The 22,622-nt window shown below is 63.6% G+C and carries 18 protein-coding genes; 12 read left to right on the top strand and 6 right to left on the bottom strand.

Going from position 1 to position 22,622, the window contains the following annotated elements; all coding sequences use genetic code 11:
* Positions 1 to 190 precede the first annotated feature (190 nt).
* Positions 191 to 1,501 (top strand): acetylornithine deacetylase/succinyl-diaminopimelate desuccinylase family protein, encoded by a 1,311-nt coding sequence (locus tag R6254_RS07385; RefSeq protein ID WP_318405619.1) that lies wholly within the window; start codon positions 191 to 193, stop codon positions 1,499 to 1,501.
* Between the two features lie 150 nt (positions 1,502 to 1,651).
* Positions 1,652 to 2,917: an alpha-hydroxyketone-type quorum-sensing autoinducer synthase gene (gene cqsA, locus R6254_RS07380; protein WP_318405618.1), complete on the top strand. Its 1,266-nt coding sequence runs from the start codon at positions 1,652 to 1,654 to the stop codon at positions 2,915 to 2,917.
* 19 nt (positions 2,918 to 2,936) lie between these two features.
* Here cqsA and R6254_RS07375 read toward each other — a convergent pair whose 3' ends face one another.
* Both R6254_RS07375 and R6254_RS07370 read right to left on the bottom strand, forming a co-directional pair.
* Positions 2,937 to 3,914, bottom strand: a complete 978-nt coding sequence (locus R6254_RS07375) for a DNA-binding transcriptional response regulator (protein ID WP_318405616.1) — start codon at positions 3,912 to 3,914, stop codon at positions 2,937 to 2,939.
* 21 nt (positions 3,915 to 3,935) lie between these two features.
* Positions 3,936 to 5,153: a sensor histidine kinase gene (locus R6254_RS07370; RefSeq protein ID WP_318405615.1), complete on the bottom strand. Its 1,218-nt coding sequence runs from the start codon at positions 5,151 to 5,153 to the stop codon at positions 3,936 to 3,938.
* Positions 5,154 to 5,327: 174 nt separating this feature from the next.
* Between R6254_RS07370 and R6254_RS07365 the strand changes: the two genes are divergently transcribed.
* The 8 genes from R6254_RS07365 (at position 5,328) to R6254_RS07330 (ending at position 15,184) form a co-directional block, all read left to right on the top strand.
* Complete coding sequence (locus R6254_RS07365; RefSeq protein ID WP_318405614.1) at positions 5,328 to 5,996, top strand: helix-turn-helix transcriptional regulator; 669 nt, start codon at positions 5,328 to 5,330, stop codon at positions 5,994 to 5,996.
* Positions 5,997 to 6,148: 152 nt separating this feature from the next.
* Positions 6,149 to 7,732 (top strand): ABC transporter substrate-binding protein, encoded by a 1,584-nt coding sequence (locus R6254_RS07360; protein ID WP_318405612.1) that lies wholly within the window; start codon positions 6,149 to 6,151, stop codon positions 7,730 to 7,732.
* A gap of 142 nt (positions 7,733 to 7,874) precedes the next feature.
* Positions 7,875 to 8,828 (top strand): ABC transporter permease, encoded by a 954-nt coding sequence (locus R6254_RS07355; RefSeq protein WP_318405610.1) that lies wholly within the window; start codon positions 7,875 to 7,877, stop codon positions 8,826 to 8,828.
* Positions 8,828 to 9,715: an ABC transporter permease gene (locus R6254_RS07350; RefSeq protein WP_318405608.1), complete on the top strand. Its 888-nt coding sequence runs from the start codon at positions 8,828 to 8,830 to the stop codon at positions 9,713 to 9,715. The genes R6254_RS07355 and R6254_RS07350 overlap by 1 nt, the downstream gene beginning before the upstream one ends.
* The gene (locus tag R6254_RS07345) at positions 9,712 to 11,364 is read left to right on the top strand and encodes an ABC transporter ATP-binding protein (protein WP_318405606.1); all 1,653 of its coding nucleotides are present in this window, start codon (positions 9,712 to 9,714) and stop codon (positions 11,362 to 11,364) included. The genes R6254_RS07350 and R6254_RS07345 overlap by 4 nt, the downstream gene beginning before the upstream one ends.
* A gap of 5 nt (positions 11,365 to 11,369) precedes the next feature.
* On the top strand, positions 11,370 to 12,869 hold the full coding sequence (locus R6254_RS07340; RefSeq protein WP_318406077.1) for a M81 family metallopeptidase: 1,500 nt from the start codon (positions 11,370 to 11,372) through the stop codon (positions 12,867 to 12,869).
* 34 nt (positions 12,870 to 12,903) lie between these two features.
* Complete coding sequence (locus tag R6254_RS07335; protein ID WP_318405605.1) at positions 12,904 to 14,349, top strand: amidase; 1,446 nt, start codon at positions 12,904 to 12,906, stop codon at positions 14,347 to 14,349.
* A gap of 58 nt (positions 14,350 to 14,407) precedes the next feature.
* Positions 14,408 to 15,184, top strand: a complete 777-nt coding sequence (locus R6254_RS07330) for a type III pantothenate kinase (protein ID WP_318405604.1) — start codon at positions 14,408 to 14,410, stop codon at positions 15,182 to 15,184.
* A gap of 74 nt (positions 15,185 to 15,258) precedes the next feature.
* Here R6254_RS07330 and nadB read toward each other — a convergent pair whose 3' ends face one another.
* From nadB to R6254_RS07315, 3 genes are all read right to left on the bottom strand, one after another.
* Positions 15,259 to 17,112: an L-aspartate oxidase gene (gene nadB, locus R6254_RS07325; RefSeq protein WP_318405602.1), complete on the bottom strand. Its 1,854-nt coding sequence runs from the start codon at positions 17,110 to 17,112 to the stop codon at positions 15,259 to 15,261.
* A 4-nt stretch (positions 17,113 to 17,116) separates the two neighbouring features.
* The gene (locus R6254_RS07320) at positions 17,117 to 17,989 is read right to left on the bottom strand and encodes a segregation and condensation protein A (RefSeq protein WP_412103127.1); all 873 of its coding nucleotides are present in this window, start codon (positions 17,987 to 17,989) and stop codon (positions 17,117 to 17,119) included.
* Between the two features lie 106 nt (positions 17,990 to 18,095).
* On the bottom strand, positions 18,096 to 18,314 hold the full coding sequence (locus R6254_RS07315; RefSeq protein ID WP_318405600.1) for a DUF3460 family protein: 219 nt from the start codon (positions 18,312 to 18,314) through the stop codon (positions 18,096 to 18,098).
* Between the two features lie 126 nt (positions 18,315 to 18,440).
* Between R6254_RS07315 and bamE the strand changes: the two genes are divergently transcribed.
* Positions 18,441 to 18,965, top strand: coding sequence for an outer membrane protein assembly factor BamE domain-containing protein (gene bamE / locus R6254_RS07310; RefSeq protein WP_318405598.1), 525 nt, complete (start codon positions 18,441 to 18,443; stop codon positions 18,963 to 18,965).
* A 90-nt stretch (positions 18,966 to 19,055) separates the two neighbouring features.
* Here bamE and R6254_RS07305 read toward each other — a convergent pair whose 3' ends face one another.
* The gene (locus R6254_RS07305; protein ID WP_318405597.1) at positions 19,056 to 20,726 is read right to left on the bottom strand and encodes a SulP family inorganic anion transporter; all 1,671 of its coding nucleotides are present in this window, start codon (positions 20,724 to 20,726) and stop codon (positions 19,056 to 19,058) included.
* 148 nt (positions 20,727 to 20,874) lie between these two features.
* Between R6254_RS07305 and R6254_RS07300 the strand changes: the two genes are divergently transcribed.
* Positions 20,875 to 22,614 (top strand): sensor domain-containing diguanylate cyclase, encoded by a 1,740-nt coding sequence (locus R6254_RS07300; protein WP_318406075.1) that lies wholly within the window; start codon positions 20,875 to 20,877, stop codon positions 22,612 to 22,614.
* Positions 22,615 to 22,622 lie beyond the last annotated feature (8 nt).

The following is a 22,622-nucleotide window of genomic DNA, read 5'->3' as shown; positions in this document are numbered from 1 at the left end:
CTGCCCCCCTAGGGGGCCGCTGCGCCGGCGGCCCGGCTAAGCCGGATCCGTGGCCCCGTTTGGTGGGGAATTCCCGCGCTTGCAACTGCGTATGTTTCGCAAACCTCCGAGGGGCTGTTCATCTTGAAGCGGTCCAGCGATGGAAACAGACAACGAGACAGCGCGACACGGTTCACATAAACTGGCCGGCATGAACAATGACAGCCTGCTCAAACGCATTGAATCGAAGCGCGACGAGGTCGTGGCGCTCACCCAAGCCCTGGTGCGCATCCCTACCGTCAACCCGCCTGGTGATGCTTACGAGGCCTGTGCCCGTCTGCTGGGTGAGCGGCTTCGAAAACGCGGTTTTGCCGTCGAATACATTCGTGCCGAAGGTGCGCCGGGGGACCGCAACTCCCATCCGCGGGTCAATGTGGTGGCGCGTTACGAAGGCGCCTCGGCCGGCGAGTGTGTTCACTTCAACAGCCACATCGATGTGGTGGAAGCCGGCTCCGGCTGGACCACCGATCCCTTTGGCGCCGAGGTCAAAGACGGCAAAGTCTATGGCCGCGGTACCTGCGACATGAAAGGCGGGCTGGCCGCCAGCGTGATTGCCTGCGAAGCCATTCTGGAAGAAGGCCTGCCCTTTCCCGGTGCGCTGGAAATCTCGGGCACGGTGGATGAAGAATCGGGTGGGTTCGCCGGTGTCGGTTACCTGGCAGAACGCGGTTATTTCACGAAACCGCGGGTACACCACGTGATCATTCCCGAGCCGCTGGGTGTGGACCGCATCTGCCTGGGCCACCGCGGCGTCTGGTGGGGCGAGGTCGAAACCCTGGGCCGGATCGCCCACGGCTCCATGCCTTTTTTGGGCGACAGCGCCATCAACCACATGAGCGCTTTTATTCACTTGCTGGAAACCCAGCTGCAGCCGCGCCTGTCGCAGCGCCACACGGCTGAGCCGGTGGAGCCGCCAGGCGCGCGTGTCAGCACGCTCAACATCAACAGCTTGCATGGCGGCCAGGTCGAACAATTGTTTTCGCTGGACGCACTGGGGCGGCCAACCGGTGATCTGCCCTCGCCCGTTGTTGCGCATTCCTGCCGCGCCGTACTGGATCGCCGTTTTATCGCTGAAGAAAACCTGGAAGCGGTGAAGGCTGAAATCGTGGCCATGCTTGAAGAACTCAAACGCAGCCGGCCCGGCTTCAATTACGGCATCAAGGACATCATGAGTTTTGTGCCCACGGCCACGCCCAGGGATGCGCCCGTGGTGCTGGCCACCGCCCGCGCGATTGCCCGCGTCTTGGGCCGCGAAGCCAGTTATATCTCCAGCCCCGGCACTTACGACCAGAAACACATCGTGCGCACCGGCAAGCTGGATGCCTGTATTGCCTACGGCCCCGGCATTCTGGATCTGGCTCATCAGCCCGACGAATACGTGGGCATCCAGGAACTGGTGGACAGCGCCAAAATCATGGCGCTGGCGGCGCTGAGCCTGACAAAAGGGCAACACACCCCATGAGTTGATTAATACAAAGGTATTGGTTTTATCAATCGCTACCACTTAATCGCATTTTTTGGCGTTTAACCCCTGTTAATGTTGACAGGGGGTGCCAACTCAAATTTGTTAATTTCATTTTCAATGGTGTTACTTTTTCACAAGGTAACCACCATGCATACTGAAATTCTTGAGCGTTCCCCCCTTTCTGCGGTCACCAAATCCGCCATCAACCCCGGGCTCTCCGCCCATTTGAAGCAGCGTATTGCCCGCGACTTCACCCCGCGCTGGCAGGACCAGTGGGGCGGAAAATTTGTCCTGCACGGTAAAACCGCCGGCTCGAACGCGGTGCGCCTGGACGGCAACGACTACCTCAGCGTGACCGGCCACCCGGACATCGTTGGCGCCCAGGTGGCGGCCCTGCGCAATGACAACGAATTCGTGATCCAGTCCGGCGTGTTTGTCCATGGCGAACACCCGGCCCGTTCGCTGGAAAAAAACCTGGCGCAGTGGGTTGGCAAGGAGGACGGCTTTGTCTGCCAGTCCGGCTATTCCGCCAATGTCGGTCTGCTGCAGGCAATTGCCGATGCACAAACCCCGGTGTACCTGGACACGCTGGCGCACACGTCTTTGTGGGAGGGGGCACACGCGGCCCGCGCCCCGGCCCACCCGTTTCGCCACAACGACCCGGCCCACCTGGACCGGGTGTTGTCGCGCCATGGCCCCGGCGTGGTGGTGGTTGACTCGGTCTACAGCACCACGGGCGCCCTGTGTCCGCTGCGCGAAATCGTGGAGGTGGCCGAGCGCCACGGCTGCATGATTCTGGTGGACGAGTCGCATTCCCTGGGTACCCATGGGCCGGGCGGCGCCGGCCTCTGTGCGGAGCTTGGCCTGACCGATCGGGTGCACTTCATCACGGCCAGCCTGGCCAAGGCTTTTGCCGGGCGCGGCGGTTTTTTCACCGCCCCGGCGGACCTGCGTTATTACATCCTGAGTTCCAGCTATCCGAACATTTTCAGTTCCTGCCTGCTGACGCATGAAATCGCCGGCCTGGATGCCACCCTGAGCGTGATCCGCAACCGCGACGAGCAGCGGCAGCGTCTGCGTGCCCACACTCTGCGCCTGCGCACGAGTCTGTCCGACATGGGTTACCCGATTCACCAGGGCACGGAGCAGATCATCTCGCTGGAGGCTGGCACCGAACCCGACACCATGGTGTTACGCGACCATCTGGAAGGCCGCGGGGTTTTTGGCGCGGTCTTTTGCGCACCGGCCACCAGCCGCAACCGCGCCATGGTGCGCCTGACGTTACATGCGGCCCTGACGGATGCGGAACTTTGCCACGTGGAGGCGGTGGCGCGCGAGGTGGCACCGCTGGTCAAACCCTGGGACTGGCCGATTGCCAAACGTGCACGTGCGGCGGAAGCGGCTGCTCATTAAGGGGGAAGTCCGGCGATGGCTAGTCCTGCACCGTGCGATGGCTGTGCTTCTTAAGCCACTGGCTGTAACCCGTCCATCCGCGCGGGCGGCTCGCCAGTTCGACCGGAAACAACGCCGCCAGCAGCGTGCCTTCGTGGCCAATGGAAAACGCGGGCGTGAGCCGGGGCGGACCGGATTGCCCCAGGGCTTGCTGAAGCTCCAGGTCCACGAGATGACGGCCGTGGCGGATGTCGGCGGCCGCGGTGGCACTCAGGCCCTGGGATTCAGCCAGCTCCGCCAGTTCCGCCAGGCCCGCGGCGGATTCCAGTTGCAGCCAGCTGACGCGGCCTTCCGCATCCATGCCCAGGATGCCGAAGGGCTGCCCGATCACCACATGTTCGACCCAGTGGCTGCCGGCCAGGCCGGTAAGTTGCCGGGCCACCGAAGGCACTTGCAGCAGGGCATGCTGCGGCTGCGTCAGCGCGGCACGCCAGGTCTGCGTGTGGCGCAGCTGCGGCCGGTCCAGCATGCGCTGCACGACGGCAATCAGGTGTTGCGAGATATCCGGCGTCTGTTTGGCGATGAACTGGTCGATCAGCCCCCGGTTGAAGGCGCTGACGGCCACATGTTCGTCGGCTTGCCCGGTCAGCAATATCCGGCCGCCTGGCCAGTCTGTCAGTTCGGTCAGCGCCTGCAGGCCGTCCATGCCGGGCATGGCGTAATCGAAGACGCAGACCTGGGTCAAGGCATAACGTTCGGTATGGGTGGCCCAGTACTGCAGGATTTGCGGGATCAGCGGGCTGCCGGCCCGCCAGTTGTCGATCATCTCCTGCTGGGCCCAGGCATCAGCCTCCCACAGCGGGGGCTCCTGCTGCAGTTCGTTGATGCAGGCCTGCGGCCGCAGGTAAAGCTTGACGTGCCACTGACGTGGCAAGACCATGGCCAACATTTCAAGGTAGCCAGGATCATCGTCAAGAAAAACTATCGCGCCGGGGCGATGGAACAGGGGGAAACTCATGGGTTGCGGATGTGGGTTGAGTTACCTGAGAACCGGAAGTTCAATGATAAATATAGCGCCGCGGCCAGGCTCAGACTTGACGCGAATGGTGCCGCGGGCGCTTTGCACCACTTGCCGGCAAAAAGCCAGTCCCAGGCCATGACCGGTCCCCCGGTCGGTCGAGAAAAACGGCTCGAAAATACGCGCCTGCAGTTCCGCGGCAATCCCGCTGCCCTGGTCCGTGATGACTATACGCCCGGAACCGTTGAGCACGCCGATTTCAATGCGCAAGTCGCCTGTTTTGGGGGCCGTACTGCCGGCTGCCAGCGAATGAAAGGCATTTTTCAACAGGTTGTTGATGACTTGCGCGAACAGCCTGTAGGACGACTCGAAAGAAAAATCCTTGCGCAACACCAGCACCACACTTTCCCGCTCGCGCGAGTTGCGGTAGGGGTAGTCCTTGATCACGCCGCGCAGCAATTCGGAGGCCATGACGGCTTCCTTGTGGATAGGCAGGCGCTGCAGGCGCGCATTGGCAATCTGGGTGTCAATTTGCTGGTTCATGTTGCGCACCAGGGCATGCAAGCGCACCACCAGTTGCTCCAGCCGCTGCGCATCGACCGCCTCCCGGGGCTGGCGGGTTTCGTTGCGCACGGCATCACCAATCAGCGACATGGTGGCCAGCGGCGTGCGCAATTCGTGGGCCATGATGCCAATGGTGGTCAGCGTGTGCTGGAGGTGGTCGCGCCGCAGGTTGGCCGACGACAGCCCCAGCAGCAGGGCGCTGGCCCAACTGAAGGCAATCACCACGGCGTTGATGGCGAGCTGCTGCTCGCTCATGGGGGGCACGGCGGGTCCGACCCACTGGAACAGCGCGCCGGCCAGCATCACGCCGCTGACCGTGCCCAGGGTGGCGACACGCCAATCGGTCACGTGGTAATAAATCAGCACCATGGCGCAAAAGCTGGTCAGCCAGACCGTGTTGCCGTTGTTGCAGAAATACATCCAGCTAAAAAACAGCGGCAGCTGGATCCAGAACACCAGGCTGAAAATACGGGCGGACAGTTTGCTCGACGGGTCGCGGGTGATGCTGTTGGAGATCAGCAGCAAGCCCAGCGCGCCCAGCACGGCGCGCAGCCCGGGGTTTTCATAAGGCTGCGGCAACCATTGGCCCCAGATCCAGCCAAAGAGCGGGTGGCCGACCAGGGTGAACAGGCCCAGGCAGCGCAAACGCCAGGGCGAGGGGTGCAAAATAGGCACCAGCTGTTCCTGAAACAGTTCCACCCTGATTCGCGCCAGCAGCCGGCTCCACGTCCCGGGAAGACGCCACAGCGCATGAATCCATCGTTTGATCCTCGCAGGCCACCCGGACGTCATGAATAAATCTTGGAACATATCTCCGCACATTGTCACCGTTCTGGGGGGAAACTGACGGTGCGCCTACCTGTCAACTTTGACAGTGTTGCACTCGACGGCATGTTGGGCGACTGGATATCCGCGCTGCGCGACTTTTCGGTGGAAGCCGTGGTGGTGCTGGGCCCCGATCCGTTTGGCCAGCGGCAAGACCGCATGGTGGCGGCCGTGCACCCACCGCGCTTTCTGGACGCCGCTTCGGCGCTGGCCGACAGCCTGGACTTTGGGGCGCCCTGGCGGGAGTCGGACGCGCCGCTGGTGGCCTGGCAGCATATTGCCAATTCAGACGGTGCCAGCGGCGGCCGCTGGCGCCTGTTGTGGCTGGCGCACGGCTTTCAGAGCGTCGTGCGGGTCGAGTTCCCCTTGCCGTCGGGCCGTGCGTTCGAGTGTTTCATGTTCAGCCCGCGCCAGTTTCACGACCGCGCCGAAGCCGCCGCTCTGGTCTGGTCGGCCCTTAATATCTGGCCGCTGTTCAAACGCACCATGGCCGCAGCCAGTAGCCCCTTGAGTCCGCGTGAGGGGGAATGTCTGATCCTGGCTTTTGAGGGCCTGACGGCACGCCAGACCGCCGAGCGTCTGTTGTGCACCGAACGCACGGTGAATTACCACATGGCCAACGCCATGGCCAAGCTCAAGGTGGACAACAAGATGTCGGCGATCCAGCGTGCCTGCTGGCTGGGTGTGATCTGAAGGCTTGCCCGTGCAGCCCCTGACAGGGCGGTGGGCGTGCATGGTGTTTAATGAGATGGCTTGAAAGTTGCGCCTTGCATATGGTTACATTACGAGGCTAGTCTGTGCGTCCTGTCCGAATTTTCCAACTTCTGTCTTGAAGGAAATTTGTCATGAAACGTCGTTCCCTTTTTGCCCTGGCCAGCTCGGCGGCCCTGATCACAGGTCTGCTGCTGCCTCTGGCGGCCCAGGCGCAGACAAAAACGCTGAAGATCGTGCCGCACTCGAACATCACGATCCTGGACCCGATCTGGACCACGGCGTTTGTGACACGCAACCACGGCTATATGATTTACGACACGCTGTTCGGCACCGACCTCGAAGGCAAGGTCAAGCCGCAGATGGTGGACAGCTACAGCGCGTCCAAGGACAACAAGGTCTGGACCTTCACCTTGCGCGACGGCCTGGAGTTTCACGACGGCAAACCTGTGACCAGCGAAGACGTGGTGGCATCGCTCAAACGCTGGGCCAGCCGCGACAGTTTTGGCGGCGTCATGGCCAAGAGCCTGGACAGTTATGAAACGCCCAATGCCAAGACGTTTGTCATCAAGTTCAAGCAGCCTTTTGGCGTGATGCTGGAAGCGCTTGGCAAGCCCTCGTCGAACGTGCCTTTCATCATGCCCGCCCGCATTGCGGCCACACCGGGCAGCGAGCAGATCAAGGAAAACATCGGCTCCGGCCCCTACAAGTTTGTCACCGCCGACTACAAGCCGGGCGAGAAGCTGGTCTATGTCAAGAACGACAAATACAAACCACGCGCCGAGGCACCGAATGGCACGACAGGCGGCAAAAACGTGTATCTGGACCGGGTCGAGTGGATCATCATCCGTGATCCGCAGACCCAGTTCAATGCGCTGATTGCCGGGGAGGTCGACATCATCGAGCAGCCGGCTTTTGAGCAATATGCCTCGCTCAAGGCCGCCAAGGATATCAAGATTGTGGACGCCCAGCCGGACGGCCTGCAATTCATTTTCCGTTTCAACCACCTGCATGTGCCGTTTGACAATGTGAAAATCCGGCAAGCGGCGATGGTCGCCATGGGCCAGGAGGCGTTTTTGAAAACGCAGGTGGGTGCGCCCGGCATGTACAAGTTCTGCAAGAGCATTTTTCCTTGTGGCACACCGTATGCCAGCGACAACGCCGGCATTTTCACCGGCATGGCCAACCCCGTCAAAGCCAAACAAATGCTGGCCGATGCCGGCTACAAGGGTGAACCCGTCGTACTGATGCGGCCCACCGACCTGACCTCGATTGCCAAGCTGCCACTGGTCGCCAAGCAGCAATTGGAAGCCGCCGGTTTCAAGGTGGACATGCAGCAATCCGACTGGGCCACGCTGCTGGCCCGGCGCGCCAAGAAAGATGCACCCGACAAAGGGGGGTGGAATGCGTTCATGACGGCCTGGACCGCCGGTGACATCCAGAACCCGTTGACCATGGCCATGCTCAACGCCACTGGCGACAAGGGCTGGTTTGGCTGGCAGGACGACAAGGTGATTGAAGAACTCAAGGTCAAGTTCGCGCAGGCGGGCAGCGAGGCGGAGAAGAAAAAACTCGCCGAGCAACTGCAATTGCGCGCCATAGAAACCGCCACCCATGTGCCGCTGGGCCAGTACAACAACCCGGCGGCCTTGCGGTCCAACATCACAGGCCTGGTGCCCGGTGGCGCTCAGGTGTACTGGAACATCAAAAAGAACTAATGCCCCCACGCTTGTCACTGCGTGTACTGCGCTGCCCCCCGGGGGGGTGCTGCGCCTGCGGCCCGGCGGAGCCGGTTCCGCGGCCCCGGCTGGTGGAGAGGGCGTCCTACGCCGGGCGGATGGCGGTGGACGACAAACAGGCATGCTGAGATTTCTGCTACAGCGCCTGCTGGCCACCATTCCGGTTCTGCTGGTGGTGGCTGTCGTGGTTTTCCTGATCCTGCGGCTGACCCCGGGGGACCCGGCCGCGGTGATTGCCGGCAACAACTCGACCAACGAAGACATTGAAAAAATCCGCGAAGCCCTGGGCTTGAGCAAACCTTTGCTGACCCAGTTCTGGATCTGGTTCAGCCATGTGTTGCAGGGTGATCTGGGTTATTCGTTTTACCTGAACAAACCCGTCACCGAGCTGATTGCCCAGCGGCTGGAGCCGACCCTGAGCCTGGCGGTCGGCACGCTGTTGCTGGCTGTGCTGGTGGCGGTGCCGCTGGGAACCATCGCCGCCTGGCGCATGGGCGGTTGGCTGGACCGGTTGCTGTCGGGTTTCTCGGTGGCGGGCTTTTCGATTCCGGTGTTTGTGACCGGTTATCTGCTGATTTACATCTTTGCCGTGCAGCTTGAGTGGTTCCCGGTGCAGGGCTACCGGCGCCTGTTCGGCGCCGACGGTCAGGGTGTCTGGGCCTGGGCGCGCCAGTTGGTGCTGCCCTGGGTCACGCTGGCCATGATTTATGTGGCCTTGATTGCCCGCGTCACACGCGCCAGCGTGTCCGAGGCCTTGACCGAGGACTACATTCGCACGGCCCGTGCCAAAGGTCTGGCCGAATCGGCGGTGCTGATGCGTCATGCGCTGGCCAACGCCGCCGTGCCCATCGTCACCGTGATCGGTATTGGTGTGGCGCTGCTGATTGGCGGGGTGGTGGTGACCGAGACCGTGTATTCCATTCCCGGCCTGGGCTCGCTGACGGTGGACGCGGTGTTGAACCGCGATTTCCCGGTGATCCAGGGCCTGGTGCTGTTTTTCAGCCTGTTGTACGTGTTGGTCAATTTGCTGGTGGATGTGAGTTATCTGTTTCTTGACCCGAGGATTCGTTACTGATGCTGGCCTGGCAACTTCTTTGGCAGCGCCTCTGGCGCAACAGCGCTTTCCGCTTCGGCGTGGGGGTGCTGGGTCTGTTGCTGCTGCTGGCCGCGCTGGCGCCTGTGCTGGGCACGGTGGACCCGGCGGCCATGGACTCGGCCCACATCAACACCGCGGCGGGCGTGCACGGCCAGTTTGCGCAGTTGGACGGCATACAGGTGGCGCACACCTTCTGGATGGGCGCCGACAACTTCGGCCGTGATATCTACAGCCGCGTCTTGTACGGCACGCGCACCTCGTTGCTGGTCGCGGCCTTCACGGCAGCGGTGGCGATAGGTGTGGGGGCATTGCTGGGCATGCTGGCCGGTTATTTTCGGGTGGTGGATGCGGTGCTGATGCGTTTCATGGACGGGCTGATGGCCATTCCCGCCATCCTGCTGGCGATTGCGCTGGTGGCGGCGCTGGGCGCGCAGTTGTGGACGGTGGTGGTGGCGATTGCCATTCCCGAAATTCCGAGGGTCACACGCCTGGTGCGGGCCATGGTGCTGACCTTGCGCGAGGAGCCGTTTGTCGAAGCCGCGCGTGCGCTGGCCACCCCGACGCCGGTGATCTTGTGGCGGCATATCCTGCCCAATGCCATGGCGCCGCTGATTGTGCAAGGCACGTTTGTCGCCGCGTCGGCGGTATTGACCGAGGCGATTTTGAGTTTTCTCGGCCTGGGCCTGCCGGCCGACATTCCGACCTGGGGCAACATCATGGCCGAGGGCCGGGTGCAGTTCACCCAGTACCCGGGCAATGTGTTGTTCCCCGCGCTGTTTCTGGTGCCAACGGTGCTGGCGATCAACCTGTTGGGCGACGGATTACGTGACGTGCTGGACCCGAAATTTTCCAGGCGCAACCCATGAGTTCAAGCACCGAACCGGTCCTGGTCATCGACCAGTTGCATGTGGCCTTGCCGCCCGGCAGCGACCGGGCCTATGCGGTCGAAGACGTCAGCTTCAGCATCCATCCGGGCAAAACACTGTGTGTGGTGGGGGAGTCCGGGTCCGGGAAATCGGTGATGGCCACCGCCGTGATGGGGCTGCTGGCGCCTGAGCTCCAAGCCGGTCCGGGCAGCATTGTGTTGCAGGGCGAATCCTTGCTGCTTGCCTCGGCACAGCGCCTGCGCAGCCTGCGCGGCCAGGCCATGGGCATGGTGTTTCAGGAGCCGATGACGGCGCTGAACCCGGTAATGACCTGCGGCGACCAGATTGACGAGTTGCTCAGGCAACACACCGACTGGGGTGCCAAACGGCGCAGCGAAGCGGTGCTGGACATCGTGCGACGTGTCAAGCTGCCGGAGCCTGAACGCATGGTGCGCAGCTACCCGCACCAGCTCTCGGGCGGGCAGCGTCAGCGCATCGTGATTGCCATGGCCGTGATTTTGCAGCCAGCCCTGCTGATTTGTGACGAACCGACCACGGCGCTGGACGTCACCACGCAGAAAGAAATCATCAAGCTGATTGCCGCACTGCAGGAAGACCAGTCCAGCGGTCACCGCCAGGCCTGTGCCGTGTTGTTCATCACACACGACATGGGGGTGGTGGCCGAGATCGCTGACGACGTGCTGGTGATGCACCAGGGCCGCGCGGTGGAATACGGCACACGCGATGCGGTGCTGAACCGTCCGCAGGCCGACTACACCAAAATGCTGCTGGCGGCAGTGCCCAGCATGACGCCGCCGCCGGCACGGCCGGCACCAAGCAGCGCGCCATTGCTGCGCGGGCAGGATGTCAGCAAAACCTATATGGCGCGCGACTGGCTGGGCCGCAGCCGACCGACACACGCGCTGCAGGCGGCCTCGGTGGCCGTCCATGCGGGTGAAACCGTGGGTGTGGTCGGCGAGTCCGGCTCGGGCAAATCAACCCTGGCGCGTTGCCTGATCCGGCTGATTGATCCCACCGGCGGCCAGGTCTTGTGGGGCCGGACCCAGGACGACCACAGGGGCGCTGTGCTGGACGTGGCGAATTTCCGCGAAGGCCAACTCCGGCCCTTGCGCAGCCAGGTGCAGGTGGTGTTCCAGGACCCCAACCGCTCGCTCAACCCGCGCCGCAAGGTCGGTGACTCGATTGTTGAAGGCGCTATTAATTTCGGAGCTACTCACGCAGAAGCCATGGCGCTGGCCGTCAGTTTGATGGACAAGGTTCGGCTGCCCGCCGAAGGGCTGCAGCGTTACCCCAGCCAGTTCTCGGGCGGACAACGCCAGCGTATTGCGATTGCCCGTGCCCTGGCCTGCCGGCCGCGTGTGCTGGTGGCCGATGAAGCCGTCAGTGCGCTCGACGTGAGTGTGCAGGCGCAGATTTTGAAACTGCTGCGCGAGATCCAGGCCGAGCTGGGCCTGGGCCTGCTGTTCATCACCCACGACCTGCGCGTGGCGGCCCAGCTCTGCGACCGCGTCATCGTCATGCACCAGGGCCGCATTGTCGAAGAAGGGCCGACCGCCGAGCTGTATGCCCGCCCGCAACACGATTACACACGCCGGCTGCTGGCCGCCGCACCTGGAGCCCTGTCTTGAAAAGCCTGAAAGTTCTTGTCGCTGGTTACCAGCATGAAACCAACACCTTCGCGCCCACCAAGGCCGACTGGGCGGCGTTCAACCGGGGCGATGATTTCCCTGCTTTTGTCCATGGCCGGGCCATGTTGGACAAGCTCACCGGCGTCAATCTGCCCATAGGCGGCTTCATGGATGCCGCAAAAACCCGAGGCTGGCAGCTTGTGCCCAGCAGCTGGTGTGGCGCATCGCCGTCGTCCTATGTGACGCAAGATGCGTTCGAGCGCATGAGCGCGTCCGTCATGCTGGACGTGAATCAGGGTGGTTTTGACGCGGTCTACCTGGACCTGCATGGCGCCGGCGTGGCAGAGCATGTGGACGACACCGAAGGCGAACTGATCACGCGCATCCGCCAGGTGGTGGGCAAGGACATGCCCATCGTGGCCAGCCTGGACCTGCATGCCAACGTGACGCAGCGCATGCTGGAGCAAGCCGATGCGCTGGTGTCCTACCGGACCTACCCCCACATTGACATGGCAGCGACCGGCGAGCTGGCGGCGCAATTACTGGCACGCCGCATCAAGCTGGGCCGCAAGGAGCCATTGCGCTACCGGCGCCTGCCGTTTCTGATTCCGCTGAACGCACAGAGCACCTGGATGCAGCCTGCCGCAACCCTCTACGACGCCTTGCCGGAGCTGGACAAACATTTCGGCACCTGCCTGAGTTTTTGTATGGCTTTTCCGGCGTCCGATTTTGAGGAGTGCGGGCCCATGGTCTGGGCGCATGGTGAGCATGCGGCAGAGGCGGTGGACCGTCTGTTTGCCCTGGTGGCCGAACCGACACAGTGGAAACTCGAATTCCTGTCTGCCCACGATGCGGTGGCGCAATCGCTGGCGCGGGCTTCCCAAGCGCACAAGCCGTTGGTTATTGCCGATACGCAGGACAACCCGGGGGCCGGCGGGGACAGCAACACCACCGGCCTGCTGCATGCACTGTTGCAGCAAGGCGCGGGGAAAAAATTTCCTGGCCAGATTGCCCTGGGGCTGATGTTCGATCCGCAAGCCGCACTGGCTGCTGCCGCTGCGGGGGTGGGGGCGACCATGTCGATCACGCTGGGCACAGCGGTGCCCACGTTTACCGGCCAAGCCAGTGACCCGCCGGTGTCCAGCCAGTTCAAGGTGCGCGCGGTCGGCGACGGGGTCGTCACGCTCAAAGGCCAGATGATGACGGGGCACACCGCGCAACTGGGTCCCTGCGCCTGCCTGGAGCTTGAAGGTATCCTGGTGGCGGTTGCCAGCGGTCAAATGCAGATGCTGGACCGCGAGTTGTTCCGCATGGTCGGGATTGAGCCCGAGGCCATGAAAATCATCGTGGTCAAAAGCTCCAACCACTTTCGTGCGGACTTCACACCGCTGGTGGCCAACGCCGCCACCGACATCCTGATTGCCAAGGCGGCGGGGCCTATGGCCGCTGACCCGGCCGATTTGCCCTGGAAAAATTTGCCTGATTCGATCCGGCGCAGGCCTTAGAACCGTTTTTAGTCCCAGGCTTTTGGAGTACCCGATGACGCCATCCGCACCTTCTTCTGACCTCGCCGACTGCACGGCGACCGAGCTGCTGCAGCTGTACAAAGCTGGCGAGGCCTCGCCGGTCCAGGCCACCGCCGCCGTGTTGGCGCGGATTGATGCACTGAATCCAAAAATCAACGCCTTCTGTCTGGTGGCGCACGAGTCTGCCATGCAGGCGGCCAGGGACAGCGAAGCGCGCTGGCAACGTTTTCGCAACCAAGGCGAGCCTTGCGGCGAGCTGGACGGTGTGCCTGTGTCCATCAAGGACCTGATCCTGACCCGCGGCATGCCGACCTTGCGCGGCAGCCACACCGTCGACGCGACGCAGCCCTGGGACGTGGACGCCCCGGTCACGGCGCGGCTGCGCGAAGCTGGCGCGGTGATTCTGGGCAAAACCAACACGCCTGAATTTGGCTGCAAGGGCGAAACCAATTCGCCACGCACCGGCATCACGCGCAACCCCTGGGACCTCGGCAAAACCCCGGGTGGCTCCTCGGGCGGCGCAGCGGCGGCGATAGCGGCCGGCATGGGGCCGCTGGCCATGGGCACCGATGGTGCCGGCTCGGTGCGTATCCCGGCGGCGTTTTGCGGCAACTTTGGCCTCAAGCCCAGCTTTGGCCGCGTGCCGGCCTACCCGCTGTCGCCCTTTGGTTCAGTCGCCCACCTGGGGCCCCACAGCCGCAGCGTGCGGGATGCCGCGCTGATGATGAATGTGCTGAAAAAGCCCGACGACCGCGACTGGACGTCGCTGCCGCCCGACCCCAGCGATTACCTGCAAGGCCTGGAGGACGGCGTGCGGGGCCTGCGTATCGCCTGGTCGCCGACACTCGGCTATGCAAAAAACGTGCATCCCGAGGTGGCCCGCTCGGTCGCGCAAGCCGTGGCGCAACTGGTGGAGCTGGGCGCCCACGTCGAGCTGATAGACCCGGGGTTTGAGGACCCGCTGGAGATCACCACCGGCCTGTGGTTTGCCGGCGCCTGGACGGTCTGGAACACCTTGTCGGCCGAACAGCAGGCGCTGACCGACCCGGACTTGCGCGCAGAGGCGCTACTGGGCGAAAAACTCAGCATGCTCGAGCTGCAACGCCTGCATTTGCGGCGTGGCGCTTTAGGCAGCCACATGCGCCAATTCATGCGGCGTTTTGACCTGCTGGTCACGCCCAGTGTCGCTGTGCCGGCCTTCGAGGCGCGGCCGGCCGGGCATTCACCGATGGATTCGGCAGCCATGCTGGGCTGGACGCCGTTTTCTTATCCCTTCAACCTGACCCAGCAACCGGCCAGCACCGTGCCTTGCGGCGTGACGGCGGCGGGTTTGCCGATAGGCCTGCAGTTTGTTGGCCCGATGTTTGGCGATGCGCTGGTGCTGCGTGCCTCGCGTGCTTACGAAGCCGCGCGTACGGGGACGGCCGACTTCAAACGACCGGTGGCGCTGGCCTCCTGATAACCCGTTGGGCCGCACAATTCGGGGTGGCCCCAGAACCTGTTCATAATCCTGTCACATGACTTTCCTTGCACTTGACGTGGGCAACACCCGCCTGAAGTGGGCCCAGTACGAAACGCCGATCGCCGGATCGCGGGTGCTGGCCCATGGGGCGGTGTTTCTCGAAAACATCGACAAGCTGGCCGATGAAGAATGGCACAACCTGCCCGTGCCTTCCCGCATCCTCGGCTGCATCGTGGCGGGCGATGCCATCAAGCGGCGCGTGGTCGAGCAGATGGAGCTGTGGGATGTGGCGCCGCGCTGGGTCGTGCCCAGTGCCCAGGAAGCCGGCGTGAGCAACGGCTACGACCACCCGGCCCGGCTAGGCGCCGACCGCTGGGTGGCGATGATAGGCGCGCGGCACCGGCTGCTGGCGCGTGGCGTTCAAAAACCCTGCGTGGTGGTGATGGTCGGCACGGCGGTCACGGTGGAGGCGATTGATGCGACCGGTAAATTTCTGGGCGGCATCATCCTGCCCGGCCACGGCATCATGCTGCGTGCCCTGGAGTCGGGCACAGCCGGCCTGCATGTGCCGACCGGCGAAGTCAAAGACTTCCCCACCAACACCAGCGACGCCTTGACCAGCGGCGGCACCTTCGCCATTGCCGGCGCTGTGCAACGCATGGTGGAAAACGTCACACGGCATTGCGGTGAAGCGCCTGAATGCATCATGACCGGCGGCGCGGGCTGGAAGATGGGGCCCAGCATGTCGGTCAAGTTCGAGCTGGTCGAAGGTCTGATTTTTGATGGCTTGCTGGAGATTGCTTCCCGGCGGTTTCCGCTGGATATCTCCTAGCCACTGATGTATGAAACCGCGGGCCGGGACTTGGCCTGTCCGAAGCGGCCACCCACCACCCGCCAGCCGGTGGATCAGTCCGCCACACGCCCCGCCGGCACCAGCACGGTCGGCACAGCCACTGCATCGGTCTGCGGGTAGTCGCGGCTGAAATGCAGGCCGCGGCTTTCGTGGCGTGCCTGGGCAGAACGCACGATCAGTTCGGCCACCTGCACCAGGTTGCGCAACTCCAGCAAATCCCGCGTGACATAAAAGTTGGCGTAAAACTCCTGGATTTCCGCCTGCAGCAAGGCGATGCGGTGTGCCGCACGTTCGAGTCGTTTGTTGGTGCGGACTATGCCCACGTAATTCCACATCAGGCGGCGCAATTCTTCCCAATTGTGGGCAATCACCACCTGCTCGTCGGCGTCGGTCACCTGGCTGGTATCCCAGGCCGGCAGTGATACTTGTGCATCATTTTGGCCTCCAGCCCTTTCGGAATGGGCGCGGGAAGCTACTGATTTGATAGCGTCTGCGACCTGCTGGGCAAACACCACACATTCGACCAGCGAGTTGCTGGCGAGCCGGTTGGCGCCGTGCAGGCCGGTGTAGGCGGTTTCGCCGGCGGCGTAGAGGTTGGCGATGTCGGTGCGGCCGGCCAGGTCGGTCAACACACCGCCGCAGGTGTAGTGGGCCGCCGGCACCACGGGAATCGGCTGGCGCGCGATGTCTATGCCCAGTGCCAGGCAACGCGCGTGAATGGTCGGGAAGTGTTCGCGCACAAAAGCTTCGCCCTTGTGCGAGATGTCCAGGTAAACACAATCCACGCCGTGTTTTTTCATCTCAAAGTCAATCGCGCGGGCGACCACGTCGCGTGGCGCCAGTTCGGCGCGTTCGTCGTGCGCCGGCATGAAACGCGCGCCGCCTACCGATGCCGGCAGGCGCAAAATGCCGCCTTCACCGCGCAGCGCTTCGCTGATCAAGAAGGACTTGGCCTCGGGGTGGGACAGGCAGGTCGGGTGGAACTGGATGAACTCCATGTTGCCGATGCGGCAGCCGGCGCGCCAGGCGGCGGCGATGCCGTCGCCGGTGGCGGTGTCGGGGTTGCTGGTGTAGAGGTAAACCTTGCCGGCGCCGCCGGTGGCCAGCAAGGTGTGGCGCGCGGCAAAGGTGTGGACAGTCCCGACGCCGTCAGGGCGGCTGTCCAGCGCGTACAGGCCGACGCAACGCGCCAGGCCTGTGGTCGTGTCCTGGTGCACGATCAGGTCGACCAACATGTGGTGTTCAAACACGTCAATCGCCGGATGGGCCAACACGGCGGCGATCAGCGCTTGTTGCACGGCGGCGCCGGTGGCGTCGGTGGCGTGCACGATACGCCGGTGGCTGTGACCGCCTTCACGCGTCAGGTGTAACGCGGGTGTTTGGCCGGCGCCGGGCTCCTGCGTGAACACCACACCTTGCGCCTGCAGCCAGGCAATCGCCGCCGGCGCGCCGGCCACCACCTGGGTGGTCGCCGCCGCATCGGACAGCCAGGCGCCAGCCACCTGGGTGTCGTGGATGTGCGCTGCAAAACTGTCGCCGGCTTCGCCGTCCGCCAGCACGGCGGCAATGCCGCCCTGGGCCCAGCCGCTGGAGCCGTCGCTGAGGGCGCCCTTGGTCAGCAGGGCAATACGAAAAGGCGTGCCCGCCCGGTCTTCCAGCAGCTTGAGTGCCGTGCTCAGCCCGGCCAGACCGCTGCCGACAATCACGGCGTCGTAGGTGTAAGCCTGGGCCGGCGTGGGGGCCGGTCCCGCCGACAGGCCGCCCTTAGGCGGGACAGCCCCCTCGGGGGGCAGCGCAGCACGCGAAGCGGCAAGTGTGGGGGCCGGTCCCGCCGCCAAGCCGCCCTTAGGCGGGACAGCCCCCTCGGGGGGCAGCGCAGCACGCGAAGCGGCAAGCGTGGGGGCCATATCCTCAGGCGGGGGTGTAGGCCAGGCGCACGTAGATCGGCGCGTAGGCCTCGGCCTGGGTCACATCGAGCAGGCCTTCCTTGCACAGCTCGAGCAGGGCGATGAAGGTGACCACCAGCACCGGCATGCCGCGGCTCGCATCAAACAGGTGTTCAAACTCGACAAACTTCTGGCCTTGCAGCTTGCGCAGCACGATGCTCATGTGTTCACGCACCGAGAGTTCTTCTCTGGAGATCACATGGTGTTGCACCAGCCGAGCGCGTTTGACGATGTCGGCCCAGGCTTCCTGCAGATCCACCACATGCACATCCGGGAAGCGCGGCTGCAGCGACTGCTCCACATACACCTGGGCGCGTAAAAAGTCGCGGCCGAATTGCGGAATTTCGTTGAGCTTGTGCGCGGCCAGCTTGATCTGTTCGTACTCCAGCAGGCGCCGCACCAGTTCGGCGCGTGGGTCTTCGGCCTCCTGGCCTTCCGCTGTTTTCTTGGGCGGCAGCAACATGCGCGACTTGATCTCGATCAGCATGGCGGCCATCAACAGGTATTCGGCGGCCAGCTCCAGGTTGGTGGAGCGGATTTCATCGACATAAACCAGGTACTGGCGCGTCACCGCGGCCATGGGGATGTCGAGGATGTTGAAGTTCTGCTTGCGGATCAGGTAAAGCAGCAAGTCCAGCGGCCCCTCGAAGGCCTCCAGAAACACCTGCAGCGCATCCGGCGGGATGTACAAATCCTGTGGCATCGCAAACAGCGGCTCGCCATAGAGCCGGGCCAGCGCCACCTGGTCGATCACCCCCGGCATGCCGGGCAAGGCCAACACGTTGGCGGGCAGGCCTGGTCCGGACGGCGAGGGGGGCAGTTCGGTGAGGGTGGACATGGGGCTTGCAGTGGCCGGCGCGGTCGCTATTAAAAGTGTAGCTTTTTGCGCTTGTCCAGCAAGGGCTGGAGGCCTTTTTGATGCTTGCTTGAGGCTCGCTTTGGGCCTATTTGCTGTTCGGGTGGCCGCTGGTGCCGTAGACGTAGGGCTGCTGCTCCACGCGGGCGTCCAGGTAGTCGGCCTGTTCCGAGGCGTTCAGCTTTTTGTCCCACAGCAGGGCGCGGCCCTGGCGTTGTTCGGCCTCCAGCGTGGGTTTTTTCGCTTTGAGTTCGTCAATGAACTGGGTCACGTCTGAGGTGTAGTGCGGCCGGGCGAAAATGGACATGAGATTAAACTGCCTGAAACGTTGATTTGGCTGATTTTACCGGGGACCGCCATGCACCTGCCTTTTTTCGCTTTCCGGGGGAAAGCGGCACCGGCCACCTTGATTTTTAAGAAGTGGATGCTTCACATGGGAATGCTCTCGGTGTTGCTGGGGCTGGTGGCTTGTGACAATCAGCGTATCGCGGCGCTGGAAGAAGGTGTGGCCACCGAAGCCGATGTGCGCACACGTTTCGGCGAGCCCGAAAAAATCTGGCAGGCGAGCGATCTGGCTGGCAACCCCTTTCCCGGCGTGGCGGCCCAGCCCGGTGCCCGCACCTTCGAATACAACCGCCAGCCCGAAGGCCAGGTCAACTACATGATCACCATAGGCGCGGACGGCAAGATGAGTGCGCTGCGCCAGGTCCTGACGCCGCAAAACTTTGCGCTGGTCCTGCCCGGCATGCCCATGGAGCAGGTGCGCAAGATGCTGGGCAAACCCATGAAAATCACGCCGATGGCGCTCAAGCAGGAGACGCATTACGAGTGGCGCTACAGCGACGGCCCGAACACGCCGCGGATTTTTCGGGTCGAGTTCGACAAAGACCTGAAGGTGTTGCGCACCGGCTCGGTGCTGGACGAACGCGCTGCGGGCGTGAACGGCAACGTCAGCTGAGTTTCAAGAGGACTGGCCTGCGTTTTATAAGCGAAAAAGGCCTCCAGCCCAGGAGAGACGGGCGCAAGCAGCTCTGCTTTTGATAGCGAATCAGGGTTCTTCGATTTTCGCCAAAAACCCCGAGCGTTCCATCACACGGCGCGGCTGGGCGTTCAGCCCCGAGATGACCAGGCGGCCGCCCCGCAGCACCACCGCCTTGTAGAGCTGGCCCAAGACGTCCAGCCCCGAGGCGTCCAGCGACTGCAGCGACTGGGCGTCCAGCCGGACCTGCAGGCCGCGCGGCGAACTTTCGACCACCGACAAAATCGGATCAATCTTGGCCACCGCACCGAAAAACAGCGAGCCATAGAGCTGGAAGTTGACGGCCTCGTCGCTGCGCGCCGTCTCCACCACCTGGAACAGCGAACTCATGCGCCGCACAAACAACACACAAGCCAGCAGCAGGCCGACCTGCAGCGCCACGGTCAGGTCGAACACCACGGTCAGGAAAAACGTACCCAGCATCAGCAGCCGGTAGTGGTTGCTGTACTGGCGCAGGTGCACAAACTCGCGCCACTCGCCCATGTTCCAGGCCACGTACAACAAAATGCCGGCCAGCACGGCCAGCGGCACATGCACGGCCAGCGGCGCGGCGGCCAGCACAATCACCACCAGCATCAGTGCATGCACCAGGCCGGCCACGGGCGAGCTGGCGCCGGCGCGCACATTGGTCACGGTGCGGGCTATCGTGCCGGTGGCCGGCATGCCGCCGAAAAAGGGCACGACAAAATTGGCTATGCCTTGTGCCATCAACTCCTGGTTGGGATCGTGTTTGGGCAGGCCCGAGAGCTGGTCGGCCACCCGCGCGCAGAGCAGCGACTCCACCGCGCCCAGCATGGCAATCGTCAGGGTGGGCGCAAACAGCAGGCGCACCGTGTCCCAGGAAAAATCCGGCAAGGCAAAAGGCGGCAGCGCGCGCGGAATGCCGCCAAAACGCGAACCTATGGTTTCCACCGGCAGGCTCAGGACGTAGGCAAATGCCGTCAGCGAGATCAGCGCCACGATGGGCCCCGGCACGCGCGAGGCGACCCGGGTGGCGCGCAACAGTTGCAAGCCTTCCATGGCCTGCACCCGCTTGACCAGGCGCGCGGCGAGGCCGTCACCGGCTGTCGTTCGCGGCGCAAACAGCCGCGGCCAGACGATCAGGCCCAGGAAACACGCCAGGCCCAGGCCTAAAGCATAGGCGTTGGCAGTGTCCAGGTGGGTGCTGATGGCCTTGATCTGCGAGAAAAAATCAGCCGGCATCTTGGCGATCTGCAGGCCCAGCACATCCTTGAGCTGCGACAGCGCAATCAACACGGCAATGCCATTGGTAAACCCCACCACGATGCTGACCGGCACATAACGCACCAAGGTGCCCAGCTTGAGCAGGCCCAGCAAAAACAGCAAGACCCCGGCGCAGGCGGTGGAGATCAACAGATTCGGCAAGCCGTATTGTTCGACGATGCCGTAGACGATCACGATGAAGGCGCCCGCCGGTCCGCCGATTTGCACCGCCGAGCCGCCCAGCAGGGCAATCAGCGCGCCGGCAATGATGGCGGTCCAGATGCCGGCCTGGGGCGTGAGACCCGACGCAATCGCAAACGCCATGGCCAGCGGCAAGGCCACAATGCCCACGGTCAGGCCGGCGCCCAGGTCCTTGGTGAAACGGTCCCGCGTGTAGCCCTTCAGGGCCGACAGCAGGCGGGGGCGAAAGGGGGCGAGGTAAGCAGGTAGGTTCATCGGAAAAAATCGGGGCACCGCCTCCTTCAACTATGGGATGGTCAGACCGGGTGTCCCTTGTTAAAGTGCAGTCAGGCTTGAAAGAACAAGTCGTAAGTGACTCAACATCTGTCCCTGGCTACTATCTTAAGCCGCTGCCACCTTGCTTATGCCACTTTTTATCAGCCGCTGGACCTTGCTTCTTGGGCAGGTCAAGGCCATCTCCCGGCGGATGGGGCAGGGGTGCAGCGCCATCGGCCTGGCCGTGCTGGCCTTGGCTGCTGGCCCGCTGGCGGCGGCCTCCAGTGAACCCTGGCTGGGCCCGCAGGGTGCGGCCCAGGTCCTGATTGACGTGTCCGGCGCACAGACGCCTGACGAGATTCGGCAGCGCTTCGAGCGCGGCGACGGCCGGCCCGCGCAAGCCGACCGCATCATGCCGACGGGCGGCGACGTGGCCGTGTGGTACCACCTGGCCTTGCCCCCGGTGAGTGGGCCGACCTTGCGGGTGCTGGCCGTGCCGCACCCCGGCATGAACCGGGTGGATTTTTACCGGCCACTGGAGGGCGGCCACTGGCGCGTCGAACAGTCGGGCGATGCCATGGCCGTGGCGCAGTGGCCGCTGCGTTATTTGCACCCGGCGTTTGAGTTTGTGCAGCAGCCCCAGGAGGTCGGGCCCAGCTACCTGCGGGTGCAGCACAGCCACCCCACCAATGTGCGCTGGACCGTGTGGAATATGCGCGACTTCCAGGAGTCCAGCAAACGCTGGCACCTGCTGCTGGGGGTCTACATGGGGCTGGTGGCGCTGGTGATGGTCTTTTGCTGCGTCAACGCATATTCGTGGCGCGACCCGATTCATTTTTACTTTGCCGTCTATGTCGCGGTGGTCGCCCTGGTCCAGTTCTCCATCACCGGGCTGGCCGGCGAGTATTTCTGGCCCGACAACGCCTGGTGGAACGATGCCGCGGCCAAGGTCTTGCCTATGGTTGGCGCGGCGCTGAGCCATCTTTTCCTGCGCGAGCTGGTTGTCGAACGTGGTGCCCGCTGGGTCACCCACCTGATGCTGGCCATGGCGGTGGTCGGCGGCGTGCTGGCTGCGAGTCTCCTGCTGCTGGGGCGCGATCCGGTGTTTGTTCTCAGCGGTCCGTATTACCTGGCGAGTTTGGGGATTTACCTGGGGGTGTCGCTCTGGTATGCCTGGCGCCTGCCGCGGGTCGGCGTGTGGCTGCTGGCCGGTATCGTGGTGCTGCTGGTCGGTTCGATTTATCCGATCTTGCGCAACATGCAGTTGGTGCCGCAGTCCTTCATGACCCAGTATGGTGTGCAGATAGGCGCGGCCATCGAGATCCCGCTGCTGCTGATGGCCCTGTATCTACGCAACCGCGAACGGCGTGACAACCAGGTCCGTGTCGGCGCCTTGTCCCGGGTGGACCCGCTGACCGGCACCGCCAACCACCGGGTGATGCTGACGCGGCTGGAGCAGCTGTTGCGTCACCAGCAGCGTGACCCCGAAGCCGGCGTGGTGATACGTGTGCGTATCGGCAATATCCAGGAGATTCGCGCCGATCACGGCCTGCAGGTGGCGCAGATGGCGCTGGTTCACGCGGGCGCCTGCATCACCCATGTGGTGCGTGAGGGCGACACGGTGGCGCGCCACCGCGACGGCGATTTCGTCGTGATCCTGGAAGGCCGCGTGGCGCACGACCAGGTGGCAGACCTCGGTCAGCGGCTGATCGCGCGCGGGCTGGCCCCGAGTGAGCTGCTGCCGCCCGGAACCGTGCTGCAGCTCAAGGTGGCCGTGGCGGCCACCCCGTTCCAGGCCCAGGGGGTGGGGCTGTTGTTGCAGGTGCTGGAAACCGCGGTCAGCGAACTGGCGGCCAAGCGCGGCAAGGCCTTGCGTTTTGTGAGCTGAAGGCCGCG

Origin of the sequence: Polaromonas potterensis, assembly GCF_033446725.1 — a bacterium.
Taxonomy (GTDB): Bacteria; Pseudomonadota; Gammaproteobacteria; order Burkholderiales; family Burkholderiaceae_C; genus Polaromonas.
This window is presented reverse-complemented; position numbering and strand designations above follow the sequence as displayed.

Coding starts and splice junctions, on each gene's coding strand:
- R6254_RS07385 (WP_318405619.1), top strand. CDS start 191: ATGAACAATGACAGCCTGCTCAAACGCATTGAATCGAAGCGCGACGAG.
- cqsA (WP_318405618.1), top strand. CDS start 1,652: ATGCATACTGAAATTCTTGAGCGTTCCCCCCTTTCTGCGGTCACCAAA.
- R6254_RS07375 (WP_318405616.1), bottom strand. CDS start 3,914: ATGAGTTTCCCCCTGTTCCATCGCCCCGGCGCGATAGTTTTTCTTGAC.
- R6254_RS07360 (WP_318405612.1), top strand. CDS start 6,149: ATGAAACGTCGTTCCCTTTTTGCCCTGGCCAGCTCGGCGGCCCTGATC.
- R6254_RS07355 (WP_318405610.1), top strand. CDS start 7,875: ATGCTGAGATTTCTGCTACAGCGCCTGCTGGCCACCATTCCGGTTCTG.
- R6254_RS07350 (WP_318405608.1), top strand. CDS start 8,828: ATGCTGGCCTGGCAACTTCTTTGGCAGCGCCTCTGGCGCAACAGCGCT.
- R6254_RS07345 (WP_318405606.1), top strand. CDS start 9,712: ATGAGTTCAAGCACCGAACCGGTCCTGGTCATCGACCAGTTGCATGTG.
- R6254_RS07335 (WP_318405605.1), top strand. CDS start 12,904: ATGACGCCATCCGCACCTTCTTCTGACCTCGCCGACTGCACGGCGACC.
- R6254_RS07330 (WP_318405604.1), top strand. CDS start 14,408: ATGACTTTCCTTGCACTTGACGTGGGCAACACCCGCCTGAAGTGGGCC.
- nadB (WP_318405602.1), bottom strand. CDS start 17,112: ATGGCCCCCACGCTTGCCGCTTCGCGTGCTGCGCTGCCCCCCGAGGGG.
- R6254_RS07320 (WP_412103127.1), bottom strand. CDS start 17,989: ATGTCCACCCTCACCGAACTGCCCCCCTCGCCGTCCGGACCAGGCCTG.
- R6254_RS07315 (WP_318405600.1), bottom strand. CDS start 18,314: ATGTCCATTTTCGCCCGGCCGCACTACACCTCAGACGTGACCCAGTTC.
- bamE (WP_318405598.1), top strand. CDS start 18,441: ATGGGAATGCTCTCGGTGTTGCTGGGGCTGGTGGCTTGTGACAATCAG.
- R6254_RS07305 (WP_318405597.1), bottom strand. CDS start 20,726: ATGAACCTACCTGCTTACCTCGCCCCCTTTCGCCCCCGCCTGCTGTCG.
- R6254_RS07300 (WP_318406075.1), top strand. CDS start 20,875: ATGCCACTTTTTATCAGCCGCTGGACCTTGCTTCTTGGGCAGGTCAAG.